A 25185-nucleotide genomic window follows, 5' to 3' on the forward strand; every position below is an offset into this window, starting at 1 on the left:
AAAATCCTTTATCTCTTTATTAAAACTTCACTAGCAAACTTGAGGCACATAAATTGATGTTCTAAGCGTTCGTGAGGCATTGGCGATATCTTCGCCGTAAGAAAAAGTTAATTTATCTTTCATGGGTGAGTCATGGCTTGTTCATCTGCTTGTTTGTTTATTCCTTTATTTCATTAAGTTGCAATATTAGTGCAACTTAAGTGTCACAATTGCTGTTTACCATAGCTGGCAATTTCATAACCGAATATCAATTTTTAGTATTAACTTTTATAAGGTTTTTATATGAACTTGTCCAAACTGGCGAAGGCTTGCGTATGCACCACACTTGCAACGCTGGCGTTGTCTACTCAGGCTCTGGCTCAAACCGCAAATAACCAGCTTGATGATGTGGTTGCCCAGGGGCAGAAAATCAACCAGTCTGCGAGTAAATCCCAGCTACGTGTTGATGCCCTTAACGACAAAACTCAGTCAAAATTACAACAATTTAAAACCGTTAATAAAGAAATCGATGGCTTGCAGGTTTATAACCGGCAAATGCAAACCCAGCTGGATAATCAGCTGGCGGAGCTGGCGCAAATCAAAGAGTCGATGACCCAGGTCAGCATTATCGAGCGCCAGGTTTCTCCTTTGATGTCACGCATGATCACCACCCTGGAAAGTTTTGTTGCACTCGACGTGCCTTTTTTGCCACAGGAGCGGGCACAAAGGCTTGCCGGTTTGAAAAAGATGATGGAGCGCGCCGATATCGCGGTGGCGGAAAAGTTTCGCCGGGTACTGGAAGCCTATCAGGTCGAAGTGGACTATGGCCGAACTATTGAAACCTACAGCGGTTTACTTGAGGTGGCGGGCAGCGAGCGTGATGTTGACTTTTTACGCATCGGCCGGGTGAGTTTTGTCTATCAAACCCGCGACGGCAATCATCTTGGCCTATGGGATCAGCAAAGCAAAAGCTGGCAGGAGTTGCCGGCAAAATACCGCACCGATATCAATAAAGCACTGCGTATTGCCCGTAAACAATTGGCCCCAGATTTAATCATGGTGCCGCTGGACCTGGCTGAATAAGGATAAACTGGAGTATTAACGATGAAAAAAATAATCAACACAGTATCCGGTTTATTACTGACCGTAACAACAAGCCTGAGTTATGCCCAGCAGGCGGCTAATTTAGATGAGCTGCTTAATCAGCTTGAACAGGGCAAGATTGCCCAGAGTGAACAAAACCGGCTAAGGGAAGCAGAGTTTAAAGCGAAACTGTCCCAGCAGGATCAATTGTTAACATCAGCGGAGAATACCCGGGATCAGCAAATAGCCCTGAGTAATCGCCTGGAGCAAGACTTCCAGAACAATGAAATTAAACTGGCCAACCAAAGTGATGCCCTGAATAAACGCATGGGTGAGCTTAAAGAGCTGTTTGGCGTGCTACAGCAGGTAGCCGGTGATACCAAGAGCAAATTTCAAACTTCGGTGATTTCTGCGCAAATTCCCGGGCGCGATGTTTTTATGGAAGAGTTGGCGAAAAGCATGGGCTCAAGCTCTAAACTGGCGTCCATCGAAGAAATTGAGCGTTTATGGTTTGAATTGCAACGTGAAATGACACAAAGCGGCAAAGTCGCCAAGTTTACTACCGAGATTGTATTGGCCAACGGCGAACGCAAGCAAAGTGAAGTAACCCGGGTCGGCGGCTTTAACCTGCTGAGCCAGGGAAAATACCTGGAATATATCAATGAAACCGGCTCTATCGCCGAGCTTATCCGCCAACCTTCGGCCCGTTACCTGGCAACTGCCGAGCAGGTCACTTTAGCGCCTGCTGCTATTACGCCTTTTGCCCTGGACCCTACCGGCGGCTCTATTTTAGGCCTGTTGGTACAGGCGCCTGATACCCAGGAGCGCGTCGAACAGGGCGGCCCGGTCGGTTATGTGATTTTAGCTATCGGCCTGGTCGGTTTGCTGATTGCGCTTGAACGTTTTATTACCTTGTTTATTGTCGGCGCTAAAGTCAGTCGCCAGTTAAAAGAAAAAACCGCCTGTGACAACAATCCGCTTGGCCGGGTGATGTTGGTGAAAACGCAAAACCCCGATATAGACACGGAAACCTTGGAGTTAAAACTGTCTGAGTCGATTTTAAGGGAAGTGCCGAAACTCTCCAGCCGTCTGACCCTGATTAAGATTATCTCGGTAGTGGCGCCGCTGATCGGTTTATTGGGTACCGTTACCGGCATGATCAATACCTTCCAGGCCATTACCCTGTTCGGCACCGGTGATCCGAAACTGATGGCGGGCGGTATTTCCCAGGCGCTGGTTACTACGGTATTGGGTCTGGTCGTGGCCATTCCTATGGTGTTCCTGTTTACCCTGCTACATACCCGCAGCCGTAACATCATCAATATCTTGCAGCAACAAAGCGCCGGCATTATTGCCGAGCGGGCAGAAGCGGAAAAAGGAGCATAAACCATGATTATGTTCATCGACATGATGAATGCCATCCGTGAGTTTATGGATACCGGCGGTCAGGTACTGACAGTGATCGCCGTCGTTATTTTTGTGATGTGGTTGTTGATTTTTGAACGCCTGATGTTTGTGTTTTACGGCTACCGCAAAGTGAAAAAACACTTGCAGCAAACCTGGTTTTCACGCAGTGAACAACACTCCTGGTATGCCGAGCAAATACGCACCGCCCTGGTGGCCCGGGGCAGCGCCAAGCTCAATCAAAATCTGCCGCTGATCCAAACCCTGGTGGTGTTATGTCCCTTACTGGGACTGATGGGCACGGTAACCGGCATGATTGAAGTATTTGATGTGATGGCGATTTCCGGTAGCGGTAATGCCCGCTCCATGGCGTCCGGGGTTTCCCGGGCGACTATCCCGACAATGGCGGGCATGGTGGCGTCATTATCCGGCGTATTTGCTTCGACTTGGCTACAGCGCACGGCAAAGCGGGAAACAGAGCTATTAGAGGACAGTATGCCGGTGGCTCACTAAGCCCCTAAGGGCTGTGAGTAAGCACAGGTTATCAGTGAAATAAGGTGTAAAGATTATGCGTTCACAATTAAATAAAATGCTGCAGGAGCAGGAAGAAAACGAAGAAATCAATATGACCCCCATGTTGGATGTTGTATTTATCTTATTAATTTTCTTCATTGTTACTGCTTCTTTTGTCAAAGAGGCCGGTATTGAAGTTAACCGTCCGGAAGCGGCGACCGCGGTGAAAAAAGAGCGGGCCAATATCCTGGTGGCCATCAGCGATAAAGGCGAGATTTGGATCAACAAGCGCCGCATCGATATCCGTGCGGTTCAGGCTAATATCGAGCGGTTAAAGGCAGAAAATCCCCAGGGCACGGTTGTGATTCAGGCGGATAAAAAAGCCACCACCGATGTGCTGATCAAAGTGATGGACTCGGCCCGGGCTGCCGGGGTATTTGATGTTTCCATTGCGGCGCAAGAGGCTTAATCGATGCGTTATATCACGGCAATTTTGCTGGCGTTAGGGGTAACTTTTTTACTGCTGTGGGGGATGCAAACCCTGATCACCGGCGGCAATAACGCCCTGACCGAGCCCCCCAAAGGCAATGTGCTTGACTTTATCCGTTTGAAAAAAGAGCCCGATATTGTCAAGAAAGAGCGTAAACCGCAAAAACCGCCCAAGCCGAAAGAGCCGCCGCCACCGATGGCGCCGCCGCAGATGCAGCAGGCCAATCCTAATGCCACGGCGGCAAGCAACAGCTTTAGCGCCGATATCCAGGCGGATATGAGCTTGGCGAAAGGCTTGAGTTTAGAAAGCGGCGACGGCGATTACCTGCCGATCGTCAAGGTGGCGCCGGTTTATCCGCGCCGTGCCCAGGCGCGGGGTATCGAAGGTTTTGTGATTGTCGAGTTTACCGTCAGTAAAAACGGCTCGGTGATCAACCCTGTGGTGGTCCAGGCCCAGCCAGAGCATATTTTTGACCGGGCGGCGCTGGATGCGGCGGCCAAATTTAAATACAAACCCCGGGTGGTCGACGGTGTGGCGATGGAAGTTGCCGGGGTACAAAATAAAATCACGTTCCAGATAGACGGGTAGGAGATGGTAATGAACGTAAAAAATCATTTATTGATGCTGTTAACCGCCGGGGTTATGTTTACCGCGCCTGCGCTCCCCGGTATTGCCGGGCAGGCACAGGCCGCTGAGCCGGCAGCTGCCAAGCAGAAAAAATCGGTGAAGGTGCCGGCGATGCGCGACCGGGTGTACAGTCAGCTGGCCCGGGCGCAAAAACTGGCGGATGAAGGCGAGCGCGCATCGGGCTTTGCCGTGCTGGACAAGGTTAAAGATCGCCTGGATAGTTTAAACCCTTATGAAAAGGCTATGTTATTTAATTTTTATGGTTTTATGCATTACGCCGGTGATGATATTCCATCTGCCATTGCCAGTTTTGAACAGGTGGTAAAAGAGCAGCAGATCCCCGAGTCTTTATTGCTCTCCACCTGCTATTCCCTGGCACAGCTCAATATGCAGCAGCAAAATTATACCGGGGCCCTGGCCTGGCTGGAAAAATGGCAGGCAGCCAACAGCAAGCCGTTAACCGCAAACCAGCAGATCCTGATGGCCCAGGTACATTTCCAGCTTAAACAGTATCAAGCAGCCATCGGTTATATCGAGCTGGCTGTTGCCGGAGCGGAAACTGCCGGCGATATTCCGAAAGAGAACTGGCTGGTACTGCAAAGGGCGGCTTATTATGAGCTGGGGCAAAGCGATAAAGTCACCTTAGTCATGGAAGCCCTGGTACGCTATTACGATAAGGCCCAGTACTGGCTGCAACTTGGCGGCATGTACGGTGAAACCGGGCAGGAAAAGAAACAGCTGGCGGTGATGGAAGCCGCCTGGCAAGCCGGTTACGTGGTTAAATCCAGCGATATTATTTCCCTGGCGCAACTCTACCTTTATCATGGCGTGCCTTATAAGGCGGCAAAACTGCTTGATGAGGCAATAGAAAAAGGCGATGTCATTGCCCAGACCCAATACCTGGATTTGCTGGCGCAAGCCTATGTTCAGGCCAAGGAAGACAAAAAAGCCATTCCTGTCCTGAAAAAAGCGGCGGAAATTGCCGATAACGGCAAATTTGATGAAAAGCTGGCCCAGGCCTATTTGAACCTGGAGTTATGGCCACAAGCGATAACCAGTGCGGAAAAAGCGCTTGAGCGCGGCCAGTTACACCAGGAAAGCAATATGCATCTGGTGCTGGGTATGGCACAGTTTAATTTACAAAATTACGATATGGCGATTATGGCATTGCAAAATGCTCAAAATATTGCGCAAAAATCCGGACAGAGCCAGAAAATGGCGAAACAATGGTTGGCCTATGTTAAGCGGGAAAAAGGTCAGCAAATGAAGCTGGCAAAGTTGTAAGCCTATCTGGTGCTTGTGCCCGGTTGAGGTTAATCAAGTTTAAACCGGGTAACCGAGTCGCTTAAGGTGGTGGCCTGTTGCATAGTACTGGTGGCTACTTCTCCGTTTTCCTGGGCGCACTCATGGTTGCCCCGGGTATGATCCGAGAGAATGGTCAGGTTTTTACTGACATCTTCGGTGACCTGGCTTTGTTGCTCGGTCGCTGAGGCTGTCTGGGTGGCGACATCGGCTACTCTCATGGCGGCGGCGCTGATGGCATCCAGGGCGGTTAAGGTTTTTTGTGATAACGCTACCGTTGACTGGGTGGCGGCATTGCCGGTATTAATGGACTGCACCGCTTTATCGACCCCGTTTTGCAGGGCTTCGATCATTTTTTGAATATCTTCGGTACTTTGCTGGGTTTTACTGGCCAGATTGCGTACTTCATCGGCTACCACGGCAAATCCCCGTCCCTGCTCCCCGGCACGGGCCGCTTCAATTGCGGCATTTAAGGCTAATAGGTTGGTTTGTTCGGCAATACCCCGGATCACCCCTAATACCGAAGCGATATCAGTAGAGTTTTCCGAAAGCTTTAAGATGACCTGGGTGGCATTGGCAACGGTGTCGGATAATGCGGTGATTTCTTTTACCGTGGTTTGGGTGACTTGTTTACCTTCATGAGTCAGATCATTGACTTCTTTGATCTCATTGGCGGTCTTCTGGGCATTTTCGGCAACTTCTTTGATTGCGTATGACATCTGATTAACGGCGGTGACGATCATTTCTACGGACTCAAGCTGATGTAAACTGGTCTCCTTGATATTACCGGCCCCCTTATCCAGCTGGTCGACGCCTTTGATGACTTGTGAGGATTGTTCGACAATGGATTTGATCAACTCTGCCAGGCCATTGATTAACTCGTCCAAATCATCGGCAACCAGACCGATTTCATCTTTGCGCTTGCTGTTGATGCGTTTGGTCAGATCGCCGTCTCCCTGGTTCAGGCCCTTGAGCTCGAAAGATAAATGTTCCAGGGCATCCGCCATGGCCTTAGGGGCTGTTATGCCAGCGATCAAGGTTAGGATAATCACGATAGCACTGATGAGCATCAGGGCATTTTGCTGACTGTCTACCGATGCTATGGTGTCTTCACTTAAGCTCAGGCTTTGCTTATCGGCAAGCTCTCCGGCAACATTGTAAAACTCCCTGAGCTGATCGAAGGCCTGTTTTGAATGGCTGTCACTCTGATTTTTTGCTGCTGTTATTTCTCCCTGTTTTACCAGGGTGAAGACCTCACTTGAGGCTTGCTGCCATTGCCGGTAAGTGGCTTCAAAGCGGCTGAGTTTGGCCAGTATATCCGGATACATGGCCAACAGCTGCTTATATTTTTCCATGCGCTCCCCGGCTTGGGCGGCATTCTCCTGATAGGCTTTCAAGTGTTCCTGTGCCTGGTTGCTGCCGGGCTCAGTGACCAGTACTTGCAGCTCAGCTACCCTGGCCTGGTAGAGATCCCGGTCGGCATTGATCACGGCGGAAATGGCCGGATTAAAGCTTTGTCCCAGCAATACCATGACTTTTTCGGTTTTTGCCACCAGTAAAAAATTCATGGTGACAAGGACAATAAAAAATGCAGCGATACTGCAGAAAGTTGCGGTATAACGTACCCGGATACTACTAAAATTCATGTTACAACCTGTGAAGCGGCCGTTAATTGAACAACTATAGCTCAGTAGCCGGTTTTTCGAAAATTCCGGTGCAAGCCAAATTTGTTGCTTGCGCTGAAGGAGGGGGGTTAAAACACTAAAATATTATCGATCACTTCACAGCTGATATTTTGCTGCCTGTGCAGGCGGGCCTGCCATTTTAGCGCTATGGCTTTAAGTTCGCCGCTTTGGCTCAGCTGTGAAAATGCCTGCTGCCACCGGTGAAATAATGCCGTGGAGGTACCGGTTTTTGACATTAAGATGTAGACATCCGACTGGTTGGCGATATAGACGGACTCAAACATTTTCTGGTCCAGGTTCAAACTGTCGGCAACATGTTTCAGTCCCTGGAGTTCATATAATATCGAGCTTATCCTGCCATTTAATAACCGCCTGATATTTTGTTCATGGCTGGTGACTGCCGATACATTGCTAAATCCCTGCTCGTGCAGCCATTCTTCCCTGACATCGCCGCGAACCACGCCGATGGAGGGCAAGGCCTTGAGCTGTTGCAGATCATCTATTTCCAGTTGTTGTCCTTTTAGGGAAATGACGTGCCAGTTTTTACTTTGCACTTTGCCTACCCAGTGAAATAAGGGTTCTCTTTTTTGGGTTCTTGAAAAGCTAAACAATAAAATGTTGGGGTGATTATTGGCTATTTTTAAGGCGCGAACTTCGGGAATAAATTCAATTTGGGTATTGTCGCTGAGTTTTTTTTGCAGTGCGTGGATGATGTCGGTGACAAAGCCATCCGGCTCCCCCCGGGCGTTGAGATAGTTGGCCGGGGGTTCGATTACCGAAATGATTCTGAGGTGTTCTGCGTTTATCTTGCCTGACAACAATACCACGCAAAGGGCAAGGACGAGTTTCATCTTTACTGACTGAATATGATCAGGTTCTTTATCTAGCATAGCAGGGAAGCGTAAGCTTCACCTGCCAGAGCCTGCGGGGGGGTCATTCCTTAGTTTTTACTGTACTCACTCGTCTGTATCTGGCTAATCAGCTGCCGGCCAAATTTGCGCCACCAGCTTACTTGGCGTTTGCCAGTCGCCGGATGCTATCCAGTTAGCCAGTGCCTTGGCGACATCGGGGAAATGTCTGGGCTGGCGTGGGCACAGTTGTTGTAACCAGGTTGCTATGACATCACCGTCCAAGCTGTCCATCACCTGGGCATAGCCGAGTTGTTCCAGGCTTTTGGCATTGGATAATTGCTCCATCTGTCCCTGAATAGGTTTGGTCAGTATCGGCAAGCCCAGGTGCAGGCATTCGCTGATCAGTTCAAAGCCGGAGTTGCAGATAACGCCTCGGGCCTTGGTGAGGTCGTGTTTAAAACCGGCGTAGCAGGTTTTCCTTTGTTTGACATTGGCCAGGGTTTTATCTTCAAGCTCGGGGGAGTAGAGAATAAATTCCTGGCCGTTAAAACTCCTTAATAACCGGGTGACCAGGCGCTGATCTTCAAAGGGCAGGTAAACCAAAATGCTGCCGTCTTGCTCCGTCGGTGTCAGTGAGGTATCGATAATGGGCGGGAAAATGGTTTCATCGAAAGGATGCCAGTGCAGGCCGGCACTGATATTGGCGGGGGCAAAATACTTCATGACCATTTTGGCGATAGGATTGGCCCCGGCCAACGGTGTATTAAGACCAAAAGCATACTGATGCCCTATACCGATCACGGTTTTATTTCTCAGTTTTCCGGCCCAGGCGGTAACGGGTTCGAAGTCGGTGATAATGACATCATAAGGCTCGAGATCTAAGGCATAAATATCCCGGATAAAGCGAACGAGATTATTATTTACCGCGGTAGCAGCGTAATTGACTTCGCCGTGATTGGTAACAAAGGTCAGGCCCTGGCGATGCTGGAAATCACCAAAAACTTCCATATCGAACAAATCTTTCTTTGCCCTGCCGGATACTAAATAGCTGACATCAATATTTTGTTGTTTCAGGTATTTTGCCATGATGCGGCAGCGGGAAATATGGCCGTTGCCGGTTGCCTGTATGCCGTAAAGTACTTTCATATCTTGCCTTGGCCGGTAGTTAATAGCCGGTTGTTAATGGTTACTGAATAAAGATTACATTAATTGGCTTATGCCGAGCGCCAAACCTGTGCCCAGGCAGGCGCCGGCGAGTATATCTGAAGGAAAATGTACCCCTAAGATCACGCGTGAACAGCCGACGGCAAAGGCCCACAGATAAAGGGGCAGGGCGACCACGCCCAGGTAAGCCAGGGCAATGCCCGCCAGTAAAAACGCCGCCATGGTATGGCCTGACGGGAAGCTGAATTGGTCGGCAGGGGCAACAATACTGGTAAAATGGGCCAGCACCTGCGGCGGACGGCGGCGTTTAAGGGTATTTTTTAATATCAGGTATAACGGTCTTTCGATGCTAAAGGCAATTAAAATCAGAGACATAAACTGCCAGCCATCGTCGGGGTATATCAGGCAGTAAACCAGGGGCAAGGTTAACTGCAAATAGCCGTCGCCGCTGCGGGATACGCCGCGGACAAAGGTGATGAATTGCGGATAAAACCGGGATTTCTGACACCATAATAACATGCGTAAATCATATTGATATAAGTCACTTAACATAGCCCTGCCTCCAATGCAGTCTCATTATTGACGAGCATAGAAGCAGCAGTTGACAGTTAAGTGACAGTTAGGTGTCCCTTTAATGACAATTAAAGATAAATAGTCATGCTGTTAGCAACGGGGAAGGGGCGGCTGTTGATACTTTGCTGCAAAAGCTTGCGGATTGTCTTGAAAGGTGCGGATACAGGCACTGCAAATACAGGTTTTATCGCTTTGTGGTGGCAATAGTTGCAGTAAGGCTTGCGGTATTTCTGCGCTAAAACACCAGCAGGGGTGATCGGTTTGTGCCTGACAGTGATTGTTGTCAAGGCAAAAGGGGCACCGCCTGGTATTTGCTGTTTGGCTCATGCTGTTATCTCGTATAATAAATTTTGTAGTTGCTTGTTTGATGTTATAAAATTCAACGCTATATTTTATATTGTAAATCAAGTGGCTAGAAAGTTTTCCTTAGTGAAGGCTTCAAATCAAGGTTATTACAGACTCCCGGTTGTTATCCTGAGCAAGATATTTTTTAGTTTGGCGTAAATAGCAGCTCCATTTTCCCCGGTTTTCGTGCCAGTATAAATCTGGTACAAGCAGGGAAAAGTGAGCTATTTTTTAGTTGATAGCAAAGCGTTATGTCCTGTCGAAACCGGCACTGAAAATACCACTTTTTTAACGTTAATTCTTAATAATCATTATTTTGTGAGTAATAAATATGTTTGAGTTACCTGAAATGGATACCCTGATGGAGAGCTATGTCTTGCCCTGGGGGATTAATATTGTGATGGCCCTGGTGATTTTCATTCTCGGGCGCCTGCTGGTGAAGTTTATTGTCAGTCTGACCGGTAAGATTTTTGCCCGATCGAAAATGGACGATATGTTGAGTAATTTTTTGCTGGTGATCCTCAATACCGTGTTATTGCTCTTTGTGGTGGTGGCGGCCCTGGATCAATTAGGGGTAGATACCACTTCCCTGGTTGCCCTGGTGGGGGCTGCAGGTCTTGCCATCGGCCTGTCTTTGCAGGGCTCGTTGCAAAACTTTGCTGCCGGCGTCATGCTGCTGGTGTTTAAACCTTTCCGGGCCGGAGATTTTGTTGAAACCGCAGGTATCTCAGGTAAAGTGGAAGAAATTCATATCTTTACCACGACCATTTGCACCACGGACAATAAAGAAGTGATCGTGCCCAACGGCGATATCTATGGCGGCAATATTGTTAACTATTCTGCCAAGGAAACCCGCAGGGTAGATATGGTCTTTGGTATAGGCTACGGCGATGACTTGAAAAAAGCCAAAGCGGTACTTAACGATATTGTGAGCAGTCATCCCCTGGTTTTGGCAGATCCCGAGCCGACGGTTGCCCTTTCAGAATTAGCCGACAGCAGTGTGAACTTTGTGGTACGCCCCTGGGTGAAAACAGCCGATTACTGGACCGTGATGTTTGAAATCACGGAAACGGTGAAGTTGCGCTTTGATCAGGAAGCCATCTCTATTCCTTTCCCGCAAATGGATCTCCATATGCCGAAAAGCGCTTAATACCAAGCTCAGCCGGCCAGACGGCTGGGCAGGTGCTCGACAATAAAGTCAATCAACAATCTCAGCAGCGGATTTGGATATTTACTGCCCTTATACAGGGCATAGATATCCCCGCAATGCTGATCATCAACTACCGTTTGCCAGTCTGGCAGGCAGAGCTGCAATTTTTGTTCGGCCAGGACATCAGACAACATCCAATTTGCCAGCTGTACTATGCCTAAACCTTGCAGGGCCGCCTGTAATAAAGGGCTGCCGCCTTTAGTGCTGAAATTGCCGTTAACAGCAACTTTAGTCAGTTGTTTATCCTTACAAAACTGCCAGTAGTTTTTTTGCCTGTGTCTGTCCAGCAGCAGGCAGTTATGTCGGCTTAAGTCCTCGGGGACTTGCGGCTGGCCATATTGGCTAAGGTACTGGGGGGCAGCGCATAGCTGCATCTTAGTTTTCAGCAATAATCTGGCTTTGAGGCCGGAGTCGGCAGGATTACCTATCCTGACGGCCAAATCAATATTTTCGCTTAGCAGGTCCACCGGTTTGTTGTCCAGATCCAGGGTGATGTTCACTTTAGGATAAGTGTTGAGGAACTCTGCCAATATCGGGGTCAGGTGCAGGCGGCCAAAACTCTCGAATACGGAAATTTTCAGCTCCCCTTTGGCTTCAGCAAGGCTCGGTTTTAAAGCCGCCATCAGGGTATCGGCATCCTGAATCAATTTGTCGGCTCCTTCAATAAAGTGCAGACCTTCGGCTGTGAGGCTCAGCTGCCGGGTATTGCGGTTAAGCAGGGTGACCCCGAGCAGCAATTCCAGTTTATCTATCTTGCGGCTGATGGAGGAAGGGGCCATATTCAGCAGCAGGCTGGCTTTGGAAAAACTGCCTGCTTTGACCACTTTAATAAAAATTCGGCTTAACTCCAGCATAAGCATCCTCGCCTTTGTGATGAAATGGTTGCCCGGGGGCGGTTGAGTGCTTTTCTTGTGTTTGTTTTAAATTATTTTTGCGAAATATGCAAAGCTGTTTTGGTTTTAAAGGGGATTCTAGCGGATAGTGCAATAGGTAACAATGCACTTGATTGTTATTGCTTGTCAGTAAAAGGAAATAAAGATGGAAGAAAGAATTTCTTATCAGCAAGTGCCCGGTGAGCTTATCGGCGCTATGATGCAAATTGAAAGTTATCTAAAGCAAAGCGGCCTTGATCAGCAGTTGCTGAATTTAATGCGCTATTACGTTTCGCAATTAAACGGCTGCGCCTATTGTCTCGATATGCACTTTAAAGAAGCCCTTGCCGGGGGAGAAGAGGATGTGCGTCTGCATTCGGTGGTTGCCTGGCGCGAGAGCGACTATTACAGCGACCGGGAGCAGGCGCTGCTGACCTGGGCGGAAACCGTGACCAAACTCGATAAAAACCCCGGGCAGCAAACGCTGGAATTTGATGAGCTTAGACAGTATTTTTCCCTTGAGCAAATTGCCCAGCTGACCCTGGCTATTACCCAGATAAATTCCTGGAACCGTTTGATGAAAGCGTTTCACTTCAGGCCGGGGCGTTATCAGGTGGCTCAGGATAAGCTTGAGCACTGACCATCCCTGTAGGGCTGTTTCACAACACCGAGTTGTCGGCGGGTATAGGTGCTTGCCGGTTATCTTTGGTACAACTCTAGCGGCAGGTCATCCGGATCGCTGAAAAAAGTGTATTTTTTGCCGGTATATTCATCGACCCTGACCGGCTCGGTTTCGATACCGTATTTTGTCAGGTGCTGAATAAAGGTCTGGATATCATCCAGGGCAAAAGCTAAGTGTCTTAAGCCCCGGGCTTCCGGGTAGCTGGGCCTTGTCGGTGCATTTTTAAAGGAGAACAATTCTATCTGGCTGCCGTCGGGTAATTGCAGATCCAGCTTATAGGAATCCCGCTGCTGTCGGTAATTTTCGGCGAGGACTTTTAACCCTAAAATCTCAGTATAGAAATGTTTGGATTTTTCATAATCGCTGCAGATGATGGCAACATGATGCAGGCCGGTCAGCATAGGCAAGCTCCTTGGTTTTTGCGGGTAAAAGTACAGGTGAAAATGCAGGTGGAGGTACGCGTGTTTTTTTCAGTTTCATCATAGGCTTTTTTTACCCGGCAGAAAACCGGTTTTTGGCTTTTATAATGGCGTTTTATGATGTTTTTATGAATTGAGGGATTATTATTTTTTTCCTGTTGACTCGGCTCAAGCTTAAAGGCAAGATGCTGTTAATAAGTTAAAGAAAATTATTCATTAATATATTGCGCAAACTAGTTACTATGAACTTTATGCTCTTATCGTCACAACCAAACCAGGTCTGCTTGAATATTACCCATAATGGTAATGTCCAATGGCAGAGTTGCTCTGTGGCGGGAAGAAAGTGCTAGTCTAGTTAGCCAACCCCGAGCCGCAGCAAGTAAAACTGCGGTGTTTGTCCTTTCTCTTTAAATTCCGCAACTTTTCTTACTGCACTTTACCGTGTCTTACTGTGTTCAATTAAGGAAAAGGAAAATAACATGTCAGTACCAGCAGCATATTTTGCCGTTGTATTAATCTGGTCTACAACGCCTTTGGGAATTGTCTGGAGCAGCGAAACCGTCAGTCCCACCATCGCGGTACTGATGCGTATGGTGATTGCCGCAGTGTTGGGCCTCACCCTGCTTAAATGTAAAGGTATGTCTCTGCCGGGTAATAAGCAGGCGATGAAGGTTTATTGGTTTTCGGCGCTTGGTATTTTTGGCGGTATGCTCTGTTCTTATATGGCGGCGGCTTATATCAGCTCGGGTATGATGTCGCTTATTTTTGGCCTGTCACCGGTTGTTTCCGGTTTGCTGGCGCAAAAAATTCTTAATGAAGCAAAGTTTAGCCGCACGCGTAAATTGGCTATGTTAGTTTCTTTATCCGGCCTGGCACTGGTGTGCTCGGATAACCTGTCGATGACGGAGCAAAATCCGCTGGGACTGATTTTTATCTTACTGGCGGTATTTTTCTTTAGCCTGAGTGCGGTGCTGGTTAAAAGCGTTAAAGTGGCGATTCATCCGATGGCGACCACAGTGGGGGCTTTGCTGGTCTCTATTCCTTTGTTTTTTCTTGCCTGGCTGGTGCTGGACGGTACTATGCCGGTTCATGAGTGGCAGGCGAGATCTTTGTGGGCGATTCTTTACCTGGGTGTGTTTGGCTCCCTGATAGGTTTTGTCGCGTATTATTATGTGCTGCAAAAATTAAGCGCGAGTACCGTCACCTTGATTACCATGATAACGCCGGCGATCGCTTTATCGATAGGGGCTTATCTCAATAATGAAACCGTGAGCGTTAACCTGATCATCGGGGCTGTATTTGTGATGTCAGGTTTGGCGATATATAACTGGGGAGAGAAACTGCTCCCTGGTAAGCGCTTGGCGAGCAAGGCTCAAAAATAAAAGTAAAAATAAAAATAGCGGAGAAAAACAAACTTTTTCCCCCGGCTTACGACTTAGTAGTTATCAGCTAATTTATTAGCGAATAACTACTAACCAAGTCGGGGAAGAGACATGAAACGATTAAATAAAAAAATGCCGGTGATCTTGTCATTAACATTAGGACTCACTGCAGCCTTAAGCAGTTATAGCCAGGCGGGGCAGGAAGCGGATACGGGTTATAGCCTTAATTTATTAAAAGATTGCCAGCTGGTAAAAACCTTGCCGATGACAACTGAGTTGATAACGCTTCACCAGGAATTGCAGCAGCAAGAAACCCTGATGGCTTCGCTGGAACTGCCGATAAATGCTATTTCGGCAAAAATTGATGATTATTCTCAACAAATTGAACAGCTGAGCGTGCTGGCGGTACAAGAGGATGAAAATAACCTGCATATAGATAAGAGTTATTTAGCGCAGCAGCAAATTGCCGTTGATGCCTTAAATCAATTAATCGCCGAGCATCAGCAGGATTTTGATGCCCTGGAACAGCAAGGGCATCAAATCGGCAAGATTGCCCATGATTTTGAAAGGGAAATGAAAACCGTCACTCAAGGTTTTGATTATGATCATATCCGGATAAGCTCTCCCGCCAATGATCATAACGCAACTGGCTGTGAGCAAAGCGCTGGTTTTTTATAAGCGAATAGTTTCCTTGGCGGAGTAGGTCAAATTCAGCTGACTCCGCTTTCAATACCGGGGATCTTTTCGCGGATCTCCCCTTATTTTTCTTCGCAGTTTTTCTTTGTCATAAGTCTTTGAAAATTAATTTTTTATTACAGTCAGATGTTATTGCGTCGTATTCATACGAAAAAATGTCGTCATTTTATTAGATAAATATACAATATACATTATTCTTTATGTCGTGATTGCGTTCATACTTGGCTGCTGTTTATATACCTGTTCAGGGTTATTGCTATGCTTGCTCAGGTTTAAATGCCCGTCTGTCGCTGAGATCACATTAAATAGAAGGAAGTTAACAACTAAAACTAAAACAGCTGCCGCCAAACGGCAGCAAGAAAGGAAATAACAATGAAAATGAAAAGGACGGTTACCCTGATTTCGATGGCGATGCTATCGGCGAGTTATTCGGTTTCGGCAAATGCTGCAAATAACGAACATGCGGCGGTTGAGGCACACATCACAGACGGACATTCAAGCCATATTCACCAGGGAAAAATCCCACAACATTTACTTGAGCAGGCTCCCGGAACCGGGTTGAGTGCTGAGACTAAGGTTTCACGATCTGATTTGCGGCAAAGGAAAAGGCCGCTATTGTCAAAGCAAAGCAGCATCAGCAATAAATCGCTTAATAGCCTCAGTCTGCAAGCGGATGATCCGGCCATTGCCGCCTGTGATGTCACCGCACAAAGCCTGGCTGCGGTATCGGGTAAAGCCAGGAATGATTTGTTAAAAAGCAGCACCGATTTTGACTGTCTGGAAGACGAGTTATGGGGCGTGCAGCAAGATGTTTTACATGCCCTGTTTAATGAAGCCGCGATGATAGAAATTGCCCGGGAAGCGCAGGCGCTGACGGCGAGCTATCAGGGCGATAACAGCAATAAAATAGCCAACTTTGTGCTTTTCCTGCGGGTCGGCACCTGGGCGCAATGGGGCAATGCCGATGTGATCGGTGAATACACCAGCGCCTTTAACAATGCCGCCTTCGGCTTTTTAGATGCTTTTGCTGCTAATCAGCACTTTTACCGCAGCGATGAAGCCCACGGTGAGATTTTACGGGAAGTGATCACCCTGATGGGAGGCACGGACTTTAGTATCCGTTATCTGCCCCAGGCGATCAGCTGGTTAGGCCGTTACAGCAAAGACTGGGGTTATTATATGCAGGGCAGTTTCACCAGCGTGCTGACCTTGATCTATCGCGGTAATTTTGATGCCAATTTCAGGGATGCGGTTGAAGCAGACCCTAGTGTGGTCAATGAGCTGGACAACTTCCTGAAAACCCATACCGACCTTATCGGTCATGACAACGAATACCAGTTTAACGATACCGCTATGGAGCTGTCGCGCTTTTTAACTTATGGCGGGCAAACCTACGAGTCTGTAAAAGTATTGGTTAAGGCTTTTCTTGATAAGTACAGCGTAACCGGCTCAGGCTCGGCTGCCTGGTTAAGAATGGCGGACATGGTAGATTACGCCGATGCGGATAACTGCAGCTATTACGGCATCTGTAACTTCAAAGAAGATCTGATGGCCGAGGTGCTGCCTATCAGCCATAATTGCAGCAGCAGTTTACGGGTCAGGGCGCAGGACTTGACCAATGGCCAGTTGCAGGAAATTTGTAGTGATTTGAGTGCCCAGGAAACGTATTTCCACCAGAAGTTAAAGACCAACAATACCCCGGTTCCCGATGATAACAACAGTACTTTGGAGCTGGTGATTTATGACAGCAGCAGTGATTATAAGCAGTATTCCGGTGTCTTGTTCGGCCACAGCACAGACAACGGCGGTATTTATCTGGAAGGAGATCCGTCGCAGGTGGGCAATATTCCGCGCTTTTTTGCCTATGAAGCGGAATGGATGCTGCCGGAATTTTCCGTGTGGAACCTGACCCACGAATATGTTCATTACCTGGACGGGCGCTTTGATCTTCACGGCGATTTTGCCACCGGCAATGCCCACGATACCGTATGGTGGTCAGAAGGCCTGGCGGAATATATCTCGAAAAAAGACCGCAATGATGATGCCGTGGCTCAGGCCCGGGATAAAACCCACAGCTTAAGCCAGTTATTGCGCACGGATTATAATGACAGTTCCAGCCAGATCTATGACTGGGGTTACCTGGCGGTACGCTTTATGTTCGAGGAAAAATCCGCGGATATCGATACTATGCTCACTCATGTCAGAAGCGGCGATTATGCCGGCTATGATCTCTGGTTAGACAATATCAACAGCCGCTATGACAGCCAGTTCTCCAGCTGGCTGGAAACGGTACAAAGCACTGACGGTGAAGAGCCTCCTACGGGAGGGGATGTGCTAAATAACGGCGACAGCCGCACTATCGCCTCAGACGGCAGTGAGCAGCCGTCGTTTAGTTTTGAACTGGACTCTGGTGCCAGCAATGTTGAAATCAGCATCAGCGGCGGCACCGGCGATGCCGATTTATATGTACGGCACGGCAATGCGCCGACCCTGGACGACTATGATTATCGTCCGTGGGAAAACGGCAACAATGAAACCGTCAATATTGCCACTCCGGCATCCGGTCAGTGGTTTATTATGGTGAACCCATACAACCCCTTCAGTGATGTTGAGCTGAGTGTGAACTGGCAGCAAAGTGCCCCCGGTGTCCCGGATGCCTGTGCAAGCCAGTCGCCGGTAAGCAGCGGTGAATTGTTTGATGCCACCCCCGTGTGTCTGGAGCAGGGAACCCGGTATGTCTATTTCTGGGCCGACGGCAGTGAAAGTTCGGTGACTATCGGCTCGGCACATGGTGCTGGCGATATCAGCCTCTATCACAGCAGCGGCAACTGGCCAAGCGAGCAGGACCACCACAATGCTTCTGCCAATGCCGGCAGCAATGAAGAGCAAATGGTTGTCAACGCTCCTGCGCGTGGCTGGCATTATATCAAAGCCACGGGGCAAGGCAGCGGTGTTACCTTACAGCTCAGTGTGAACTAGTTATTTTAAATTTTAACTTGTGCTAATCAACTCAGCCTGCCTCCGTCATGGATGCAGGCTGAGTTTTATTTTATGGCTTGTTGCTAACTGTGCCAAGCAGGTTCGGCAGATCAGGCCGCCGTCAGGGTAAATTCACCCGCGGCTAACTCCTGGCCGTTGATAATCACCGCCATGCCGTGCGCCCCGGGATAATGTTTCCTGGTGGATATCGCTTTAAAAGACTGCTCCCGGGTGATGTCTTTTTGCCGGGTATTGTAGTCGGCTTCGGCAATTTTAAAGATTTTCCGCGCCTGTTTGCCGTTGCTTTTCATATAATCAATCGCATACTCGATACGCAACTTGCCCAGGGCCTGAGCCTTTGTTGCCAGGGTAAAGGAAAAGCTCAGCCGATCGCCCATGGCCACCTGCTTTTGTACCTTAAGGGAGGTGACTTGTATCGCTTTTGGCGGTGCAAAACCAAACAAGGTTAAAATCTCAGGCTCCGCCTTTTTCAACAGGGTACGGCAGGCATGTTTGACTAAGCGGTCGGTATTTTCCGTTTGCCCGAACCAGTTTTTTGCTATCCCGGTTATCAGCTTTGGGTGATCTTTGGCAATATCATTGAGGTTATTGGCAACGCTGCGCCTGACATATTCACTGGGATCGTCTTTAAGCACTTCCAGTATCGGCAACAGCGGCGAGGGATCTTGCTTAAAGTCCGGCAAGGCCATAGCCCAGGGCAGTCGCGGGCGACAGCCTTCGCTGGCCAGACGCCTGAGGTGCTTATTGTCCATTCTCGCCCACAGCGCCATTTGCGCCATCATCTGGCGCGGATATTTGATGATAAAAGGCCGTACCGCAAACTCGCTGCTGGCAAATTCGGTAAAATGCGCCAGGGCCGGAATGGAAGCAACATAATCTTCCTGGCCGTACAGCTCGACATAAGCCGGTAAAAACATATATTCAAAGCCGCTGCGCTCGACCTTGATTTGCTTGAGCAATACCAGGTTATGATGGTAAGGCCCGGGTAATACCTGATGCAGGCTGTGGGCTATATGGTTCATGCGCGCTTTTAATTCTTTTTGCTGCCAGCTGGCAGCAAAAATCAGCTGCTGGAATTTTTTGTTCTCAAAATCCGGGTAGATTGCCGTCAGTTGCTGTGCTAAAGCAGCGATAAATTCCTGTGTATATACGTTTTTCAGTAGTTCGGCCATAGTGATGATAAATTTGCTGCAAAGAGAAGGGGCATGTTAGCAAAGGCTACTGACAGTATGTGTCAGTAGCCTTTGCTAAAAATGCTTTTTGTTTCTGGGTTTTATCCAGGAGTCAGGGGGTTGTTAATAACTCAGGATGTTTTAGAAACACCTTAAGCCGCTTCAATTCGTTGTCGCTAAAATGCTGCAAGCGGTAGTTTTCAAGCTCTAGGCTATAGCCGTCATTATCGCGATGGCCCATGGCGGCGATTTTTTGCTGATAACTTTTGACCTTTTGCTGCCATAAACGTTTCTTTTCCCGGGTTACGCGGATCTTTGCCGAAACTTCGGGAGCTAAGGTCAGGTCTTGCTCCCTTTCTCCGGTTAACAGTCGGGTGATTTTTCTTGCCGTCAGGGTCGGCTGCAGCGGCGCCAGTTCTTCAGGCTCAAGTTGGCTTAGCTGGTGTTCAATCAGCATTTGCCGCTGCTCTTTATCCAAACTGGTATCCTGGCGGATAGCAACACGCTCCAGGGTTTGCCGGTTATAATTTTTTTCATGGGCAAAAAATGCCCTAATCTCCAGTTCTGAAAAGTATTGGCTTTGCAGGTCGTAGACTTGTTGTAAAAACAGCCTGCTTTCGATGAGATCTATCACCCTGTCCACGGCAGGGACATTTGCTTTAAGGACGGACATGGCACTTAGGTATTGGCGGTAACGCTGAAAAAGGGCCTGCAGGTTTTCACCGGCATTTGGGGTTAAGTTAAGGCGGGTGGTTAATGCCAACAGCAAATTTTCCAGACTTTTTCCCGATATCTGATGCTGGTGGATAATATCGTCAAAGCGGTAACGCAAGGCTAAATTTAAGGTTAGCTGTGAGTTGAGAGTCCTGTCTGGCTCGTTAGCCTTACTCGGCAATAGATTATTTTCGCGTTTATTTTTGAAGGAGGCTTTCTTTTCCTCTGCCCGGGGCAAAAGCGTTGCTGTGTCTTTTTCTGCTGTTAAAGCAAAGGAGTTGCCTAGCTGCTGCAGCTTGAGCAAGCTCAGGCCAAACAGCAGCAGGGAAATCGCGGCCAAAGCCGCGAGTACTTTTTTCATGCTTATAAACCCGCTTGTTTTAAACGGTTGGCATGTTGGCGATATAAGGTGACCGGGTCGGTTTCAAACCAGCTGGTTAAGCCGAAGGCCTGGTTCACTTCATCCAGGTGATTCATATAATAATCATCCTTGATCACTTTCCCCAGGTGAGAGCTGCATGAAGATACCAGGCCGTCATTTTTTTCGTCAAACACCAGGCTGGTGAGCTGCAGGGCGTAATCCAGCGGATCCACCAGGTGAGTGAAAGGCTGGGCGCCTGACCAGGAGTAATAATAAACGCCGTTGCCGGCAATTTTCTCTCCGTCGCCGCAATAGCTGCTCGGCATGCCTTCGGGATACTGGCTGTTAAACGCGATTGAGCCTGGAGTGGTTAACGACTCTGTCATTGCCAGGCTGTCTTCGGGTAATACTTCCCCTTCGCTCAGGCCTGTGATCACATGGGCGAGGGCGTTAAGTCCCTGGCGGATCAGATCTTCGGTAACCGAGTCTTCCTCAACCAGACCCCGCATGACATCGGCGAAGCGGCTGCCCCAGTTGACGCCGCCAACGGAGGTCACCGAAGCGACCAGATCAGGGCTGACACTGGCGACATATCTTGCGGTAGGACCGCCATGGCTATGGCCTATGATATTGACTTTTTCCGCACCGCTGTCCAGCAAGACCGCCTGGATAAAGGTGCGTAATTGCTCACCCCTAAACTCGGTGGAATTGGCGGGGGAAACCTGGGCCAGGTAAACCTGTGCTCCTTCTTCCCTTAAGGCCTGGGGGATGCCGTAGAAATAATCTATGCCCCAGATGTCATCAAAGCCAAAAATGCCGTGAACAAATACAAATGGATACTTGGTGGCAGCGCTATCGCCTGCCTGGGCGTTTCCTATAACAGACAGCAAAGACATCATAAGAATTATTATACTTTTTTTCATATCTTCTCCCTGGGTACTGCTTGGTTGTTTTATGGACGAATCGTTTAAAATTCGATCTATTAGTAATCTGGTCGAACCATTTAGGCAAGATCTTTTTGCTTTTTTGTCTGAAATTTAGCTTTTTTCGCGAATTTTAACGACAGATGTGACCAGCTGGGAGCAAGGAAAGGGTTTTATTTTTACCAGGAAAAGGGAGCTTATTTTGTATCTTTAGGGGCACCAACAAGGCACTTTTTACAGTGCAAAGGGTAACCCAACATTTTTATCCGTCCCTGCTCTGTGGTGACCCAGGGGCGACTCTGCCAGGGCGGTTGGTGGCGCACATGCTGGAAGTGGCCGCAGCTTAACTGTGCCACCCAGTGCTGTTCGTCATCGAGATGGTAACCGGTAATTTCCTGTTCCATAAATTACCGCTTGTTTTGGCAGGACTTAATGATCACAACGCCAATAAATAACCGACATTGCGCACGGTTTTGATAATTTTCGGCTCTTTGGGATCGTCGTTAAGTTTCTTACGGATACGGGAAATACGTAAATCTATCGATCTGTCTATGCCGTCATAAGGCAAGCGGAAAATTTGCTGGTGTAACTCTTCCCGCTTAATGATAGTGCCGACGTTTTTCGCCAGTAACCACAAGAGATCGAATTCGGCGCTGGATAACAGCACTTGTTCGTTATTATTGGTTACCGTGCGTTTGGTGGCGTCAAGTTTGATTTGCTGGCCATAGCAAAAGATGCCATTTTCCTGGGATGTTTGCTGGATCGTACTCTGGCGGCGTAATTGCGAGCGGATATGAGCAAGCAATACCCTGGGTTTTACCGGTTTGGCCAGGTAGTCATCGGCGCCGACTTCAAGCCCGGTGACTTCATCGATATCATCTCCCAGGGCGGTCAACATTATGATGGCGCCGTTAAAGTCCGGACGGATATTTTTGCATATGGTGAGGCCGTCTATGCCCGGCAGCATCAGATCCAGGATAATGACATCGGGACGAAATTCTTCAATGGCTTCAAGGACATTTTCGCCATGATGTAAACATTTGACGGTAAAACCATTGGAGCTGAGGTAGGCGCTGATCAGCTCGGTTAATTCAATATCATCGTCGATTAAAAGTACGTTATAGTTGCCTGCCATGGTAAAGCTTATATTCCTTAAAAATTGCAAAGGTGAACGAAAAGGGGCATTTAAGGGGCAATATTAACAAATAATGTCCCTAAGATGCGAGTTTATTAATTACGGTAACGGAGGAAAATGCCTGTGGCAGATCAAAATCCAGCCATTTTTTATGAGGGCGGCGGCGGCAGAAATCTTCTTTGATGCGCTCCAGTTTCAGTTGGTTATTGTACCAAACCTGTTTGAAATATTTTGTTGTCGTACAGCCATTGGACATCAGCTGGATACTCAGGGTATTTCCCTGGTAATTGATGCCGTAAATAGTTTCTTGTTTTGTTAGCGCTTTTTTCAGAGGTTTGCTGTCGGCGTTTGGGTCCTGAATAACGGTTTGTTGTTCGTTAGCGCTGTTTTTAGTGCCGGCGTTGCCGACAATGCTGCAACTCAACAGGGCAGTGGAAAGAAAAAAGAGGGCACAGATATTTTTTTTCATGATGATTTCACCTGATAACTAGATATTAATATTTAACCGCCATAACGGCATTTATGCCAGCGATGCTTTGTGTGAATTATGTAGCGCTATGTATCAGCTTGTAGCTTTTAAGGGGGTTAAAACCGGTAGCTGAGAAACGCTTCTATCCGCTGCCAGTCATCCTTGCCTGACTGCTGGTTTTTATTGTTACGGCTTACATGACCGTTAATACCCAGGATCAGGTTTTCTGTTAACGGGTATTGCAGGGTCGCGGCAATAGATTGCTTATATTCCCGGCCCCAGTTAACCAGGGAGGGATCGTGGATCTCGTACATTAATCTATGGTAATTCACCGTGATAAAGCCGGTTAAGCCAAAAAGCGGTCCCGGGGGCAAGGCATAATTTAACCGGGCGTAAAAAGTTTGTTCATTATAGTTGCTATAAATATCCCGGGCATTATTTTGCAGATAGCGGCTGCCGAGGTGGAGTTTCAGCCTAGGGTTGAAGTTCAGGGAATACTCCAGGGCGGCATTTGTCAGCTGGCTATTATAAAAATTATATAAACCTTGGTAGCTTTTTTTCCCTTTGGTTACGGCCAGGGTCAGGCGGTTTTGCTTTATTGGCATAGAGGCGGATAACGTCAGCTTATCTTCATCAAGCAGGTGCTTGCCATCATAATAATGAGCTAGATGGCTGAAGTTGAAGTTAAATAACCACAGGCTATCACTGAGCAAATTGAAGCCGGTATCGAGTTTTAGCTGGCGGTAGTTAAGCTTTTTGCCCTGATCGATAACGTGATTATCCAGGTCTTTTTTTTGTCCTTGTTTTTGGTAATAGGAAACCTGGTTACGCCAGCTAAATATTAATGGCGAGGAAAAGAGCCGTAGCTTTTTGTCATGGCGATACTGGTGTTTAACTTTCACTTTTTGGGCGTGATATGTGCTTTGCTTTTTCTCCCGGGCGGTGCTGTGTTCCATAATGTAATTGCTGTCTTCTTCCGGGAAGGACTTGTCAGGATAAACAGCGCTATAATAGCTGTTATTATCGTAACCTGTGCTTAGTTCGGGGGCGTTGAGGTGCTCACCTTCATTACCCGGACTAAATCCTGAAGGGTCAACAACCTCTATGTAATAATCTATCGGGAAGCGGGAGGTAAAGGTTTCAATGCCGGCATAAGTACTTAGCTGGGTAGTAAAAAGATGTGAAGCCCTTTGTCTTTTTTCTTTTTCTTTAATGATTGCTTTTAACGCTGCTAATGTTCTTTTCTCTTTTGCGCTTAAATTCAGGGTTTCTATATGGGCGGCGATATTATTTGCCAGGTGAAAGTCGCTTAAGTTGATGTAATTAAAAGCTAGTTCGATATTGATGCGTTTATGGTCGCCGTGTTGTCTTTTAAGCGGGGACAGTAGCTCAAGTGCCTGGTGATATTGGCTGTTTTTTCGCAAAAAAATGGCCTGTTTAAGCAGTTCTGCGCTGGAGCTTGCTTTTGCCTTAAGTTGAGGTGATACCAGTAAAAGCACTGGTAAAAGTAATAGTAATGCCGGGCCTTGTTTTTTTTGGGGGCAAAAGGCCGGAAATATATCAGTAATAGTTGTCAGCATCGCTTGCTTGATCTTCAACAAGGTCGTCACTCCACACGTCAAGGTTATCTTCAAAATCCATCAGGTCGCTGTTATCCAGGCTGTTGATTAAATTCTCCTGCTCACCGGCGATACCAACGCCAAATTCTTCAACGGACTTGCCCTGCGTTTCAGCAGGCTCTGCTGTTTCCAGCCACTCGCCAATCGGCTGCTCTGTCATTAAAGGGGGGAATTGCACTTGCTCAAAATTATCCAGGGCAGACATTTGTTCAAGATCGGAAAGTTCCTGCTCCCAGCCAGCGATTGCCTCAGCGTTTAAGGTGTTGTTGTTTTGCCCCTGCTCGACTTCAAATAATTCGTTTTCCAGATCCAGGGTCAGGTTATCCAGGCTGGTTAATATTTCACTGTCTGTTTTTTCGTTTACTTGTTGGTGTGTGTGCGGGGCGATAATATCATCACTTGCCGGATTTTCAGGTGTTTCCCGGCCGGCCAGGGTAAAACTGGCCAGGAGTAACAAGCATGAAAATGTCGTAAGTGTTTTATTTATCATGGCTAATACGTTTATCCGCTATAGG

Annotated in this window: 26 protein-coding genes; 11 read left to right on the forward strand and 15 right to left on the reverse strand. The window is 47.9% G+C overall.

What is annotated here, in order from left to right:
- Positions 1 to 282: 282 nt before the first annotated feature.
- The 6 genes from SG35_RS05920 to SG35_RS05945 are packed head-to-tail and all read left to right on the forward strand — an operon-like array spanning position 283 to position 5380.
- A complete protein-coding gene (locus tag SG35_RS05920) occupies positions 283 to 1062 on the forward strand; it encodes a DUF3450 domain-containing protein (protein WP_053042948.1) in 780 nt (259 codons plus the stop codon).
- A gap of 21 nt (positions 1063 to 1083) precedes the next feature.
- Positions 1084 to 2448, forward strand: a complete 1365-nt coding sequence (locus SG35_RS05925) for a MotA/TolQ/ExbB proton channel family protein (RefSeq protein ID WP_044832239.1) — start codon at positions 1084 to 1086, stop codon at positions 2446 to 2448.
- Positions 2449 to 2451: 3 nt separating this feature from the next.
- On the forward strand, positions 2452 to 2979 hold the full coding sequence (locus SG35_RS05930; RefSeq protein WP_044832240.1) for a MotA/TolQ/ExbB proton channel family protein: 528 nt from the start codon (positions 2452 to 2454) through the stop codon (positions 2977 to 2979).
- 55 nt (positions 2980 to 3034) lie between these two features.
- The gene (locus tag SG35_RS05935) at positions 3035 to 3448 is read left to right on the forward strand and encodes an ExbD/TolR family protein (protein ID WP_044832241.1); all 414 of its coding nucleotides are present in this window, start codon (positions 3035 to 3037) and stop codon (positions 3446 to 3448) included.
- A 3-nt stretch (positions 3449 to 3451) separates the two neighbouring features.
- Positions 3452 to 4057, forward strand: coding sequence for an energy transducer TonB (locus tag SG35_RS05940; RefSeq protein WP_044832242.1), 606 nt, complete (start codon positions 3452 to 3454; stop codon positions 4055 to 4057).
- 9 nt (positions 4058 to 4066) lie between these two features.
- Positions 4067 to 5380, forward strand: a complete 1314-nt coding sequence (locus SG35_RS05945) for a tetratricopeptide repeat protein (RefSeq protein ID WP_044832243.1) — start codon at positions 4067 to 4069, stop codon at positions 5378 to 5380.
- A gap of 29 nt (positions 5381 to 5409) precedes the next feature.
- Here SG35_RS05945 and SG35_RS05950 read toward each other — a convergent pair whose 3' ends face one another.
- From SG35_RS05950 to SG35_RS05970, 5 genes are all read right to left on the reverse strand, one after another.
- Positions 5410 to 7044 (reverse strand): methyl-accepting chemotaxis protein, encoded by a 1635-nt coding sequence (locus SG35_RS05950; protein ID WP_044832244.1) that lies wholly within the window; start codon positions 7042 to 7044, stop codon positions 5410 to 5412.
- A 107-nt stretch (positions 7045 to 7151) separates the two neighbouring features.
- The gene (locus SG35_RS05955; RefSeq protein ID WP_160298266.1) at positions 7152 to 7934 is read right to left on the reverse strand and encodes a substrate-binding periplasmic protein; all 783 of its coding nucleotides are present in this window, start codon (positions 7932 to 7934) and stop codon (positions 7152 to 7154) included.
- A 123-nt stretch (positions 7935 to 8057) separates the two neighbouring features.
- Positions 8058 to 9080: an MJ1255/VC2487 family glycosyltransferase gene (locus SG35_RS05960; protein WP_044832246.1), complete on the reverse strand. Its 1023-nt coding sequence runs from the start codon at positions 9078 to 9080 to the stop codon at positions 8058 to 8060.
- Positions 9081 to 9134: 54 nt separating this feature from the next.
- Complete coding sequence (locus SG35_RS05965; protein WP_236702566.1) at positions 9135 to 9650, reverse strand: phosphatase PAP2 family protein; 516 nt, start codon at positions 9648 to 9650, stop codon at positions 9135 to 9137.
- Between the two features lie 111 nt (positions 9651 to 9761).
- Positions 9762 to 9998, reverse strand: a complete 237-nt coding sequence (locus tag SG35_RS05970; RefSeq protein ID WP_084692672.1) for a cysteine-rich CWC family protein — start codon at positions 9996 to 9998, stop codon at positions 9762 to 9764.
- Between the two features lie 349 nt (positions 9999 to 10347).
- Between SG35_RS05970 and SG35_RS05975 the strand changes: the two genes are divergently transcribed.
- Positions 10348 to 11166, forward strand: a complete 819-nt coding sequence (locus SG35_RS05975; RefSeq protein WP_044832248.1) for a mechanosensitive ion channel family protein — start codon at positions 10348 to 10350, stop codon at positions 11164 to 11166.
- A gap of 8 nt (positions 11167 to 11174) precedes the next feature.
- Here the strand turns inward: SG35_RS05975 and SG35_RS05980 are convergent, their stop codons facing one another.
- Positions 11175 to 12080, reverse strand: coding sequence for a LysR family transcriptional regulator (locus tag SG35_RS05980; protein WP_044832249.1), 906 nt, complete (start codon positions 12078 to 12080; stop codon positions 11175 to 11177).
- 184 nt (positions 12081 to 12264) lie between these two features.
- Here SG35_RS05980 and SG35_RS05985 point away from each other — a divergent pair, with 184 nt between their 5' ends.
- The gene (locus SG35_RS05985; protein WP_044832250.1) at positions 12265 to 12738 is read left to right on the forward strand and encodes a carboxymuconolactone decarboxylase family protein; all 474 of its coding nucleotides are present in this window, start codon (positions 12265 to 12267) and stop codon (positions 12736 to 12738) included.
- A gap of 59 nt (positions 12739 to 12797) precedes the next feature.
- Here SG35_RS05985 and gloA2 read toward each other — a convergent pair whose 3' ends face one another.
- Positions 12798 to 13181, reverse strand: coding sequence for an SMU1112c/YaeR family gloxylase I-like metalloprotein (gene gloA2, locus SG35_RS05990; RefSeq protein WP_044832251.1), 384 nt, complete (start codon positions 13179 to 13181; stop codon positions 12798 to 12800).
- 497 nt (positions 13182 to 13678) lie between these two features.
- Here gloA2 and SG35_RS05995 point away from each other — a divergent pair, with 497 nt between their 5' ends.
- From SG35_RS05995 to SG35_RS06005, 3 genes are all read left to right on the forward strand, one after another.
- Positions 13679 to 14581: a DMT family transporter gene (locus tag SG35_RS05995; RefSeq protein WP_044832252.1), complete on the forward strand. Its 903-nt coding sequence runs from the start codon at positions 13679 to 13681 to the stop codon at positions 14579 to 14581.
- A 111-nt stretch (positions 14582 to 14692) separates the two neighbouring features.
- The gene (locus SG35_RS06000; protein ID WP_044832253.1) at positions 14693 to 15259 is read left to right on the forward strand and encodes a hypothetical protein; all 567 of its coding nucleotides are present in this window, start codon (positions 14693 to 14695) and stop codon (positions 15257 to 15259) included.
- Positions 15260 to 15649: 390 nt separating this feature from the next.
- Positions 15650 to 18256 (forward strand): M9 family metallopeptidase, encoded by a 2607-nt coding sequence (locus SG35_RS06005; protein WP_053042949.1) that lies wholly within the window; start codon positions 15650 to 15652, stop codon positions 18254 to 18256.
- A gap of 110 nt (positions 18257 to 18366) precedes the next feature.
- Here the strand turns inward: SG35_RS06005 and SG35_RS06010 are convergent, their stop codons facing one another.
- The 8 genes from SG35_RS06010 to SG35_RS06045 all read right to left on the reverse strand — a co-directional run bounded on the left by SG35_RS06010 (position 18367) and on the right by SG35_RS06045 (position 25160).
- A complete protein-coding gene (locus tag SG35_RS06010) occupies positions 18367 to 19449 on the reverse strand; it encodes a DNA alkylation repair protein (RefSeq protein WP_044832254.1) in 1083 nt (360 codons plus the stop codon).
- A gap of 112 nt (positions 19450 to 19561) precedes the next feature.
- Positions 19562 to 20524: a lipase secretion chaperone gene (locus tag SG35_RS06015; RefSeq protein ID WP_044832255.1), complete on the reverse strand. Its 963-nt coding sequence runs from the start codon at positions 20522 to 20524 to the stop codon at positions 19562 to 19564.
- 2 nt (positions 20525 to 20526) lie between these two features.
- Positions 20527 to 21447 carry a lipase family alpha/beta hydrolase gene (locus tag SG35_RS06020; protein WP_044832256.1) on the reverse strand — a complete coding sequence of 307 codons (921 nt, stop codon included), beginning with the start codon at positions 21445 to 21447 and terminating at the stop codon, positions 20527 to 20529.
- 197 nt (positions 21448 to 21644) lie between these two features.
- Positions 21645 to 21851 carry a DUF3565 domain-containing protein gene (locus SG35_RS06025; RefSeq protein ID WP_044832257.1) on the reverse strand — a complete coding sequence of 69 codons (207 nt, stop codon included), beginning with the start codon at positions 21849 to 21851 and terminating at the stop codon, positions 21645 to 21647.
- Between the two features lie 32 nt (positions 21852 to 21883).
- Positions 21884 to 22582: a response regulator gene (locus tag SG35_RS06030; protein ID WP_044832258.1), complete on the reverse strand. Its 699-nt coding sequence runs from the start codon at positions 22580 to 22582 to the stop codon at positions 21884 to 21886.
- Between the two features lie 79 nt (positions 22583 to 22661).
- Entirely contained in the window at positions 22662 to 23051 is a 390-nt protein-coding gene (locus SG35_RS06035; protein WP_044832259.1) for a hypothetical protein, read from the reverse strand.
- A gap of 116 nt (positions 23052 to 23167) precedes the next feature.
- Positions 23168 to 24475 (reverse strand): hypothetical protein, encoded by a 1308-nt coding sequence (locus tag SG35_RS06040; RefSeq protein ID WP_152646567.1) that lies wholly within the window; start codon positions 24473 to 24475, stop codon positions 23168 to 23170.
- Positions 24476 to 24611: 136 nt separating this feature from the next.
- Positions 24612 to 25160, reverse strand: coding sequence for a hypothetical protein (locus tag SG35_RS06045; protein WP_152646568.1), 549 nt, complete (start codon positions 25158 to 25160; stop codon positions 24612 to 24614).
- Positions 25161 to 25185 lie beyond the last annotated feature (25 nt).

The sequence above is a fragment of the Thalassomonas actiniarum genome, assembly GCF_000948975.2.
GTDB classification, from domain to species: domain Bacteria; phylum Pseudomonadota; class Gammaproteobacteria; order Enterobacterales; family Alteromonadaceae; genus Thalassomonas; species Thalassomonas actiniarum.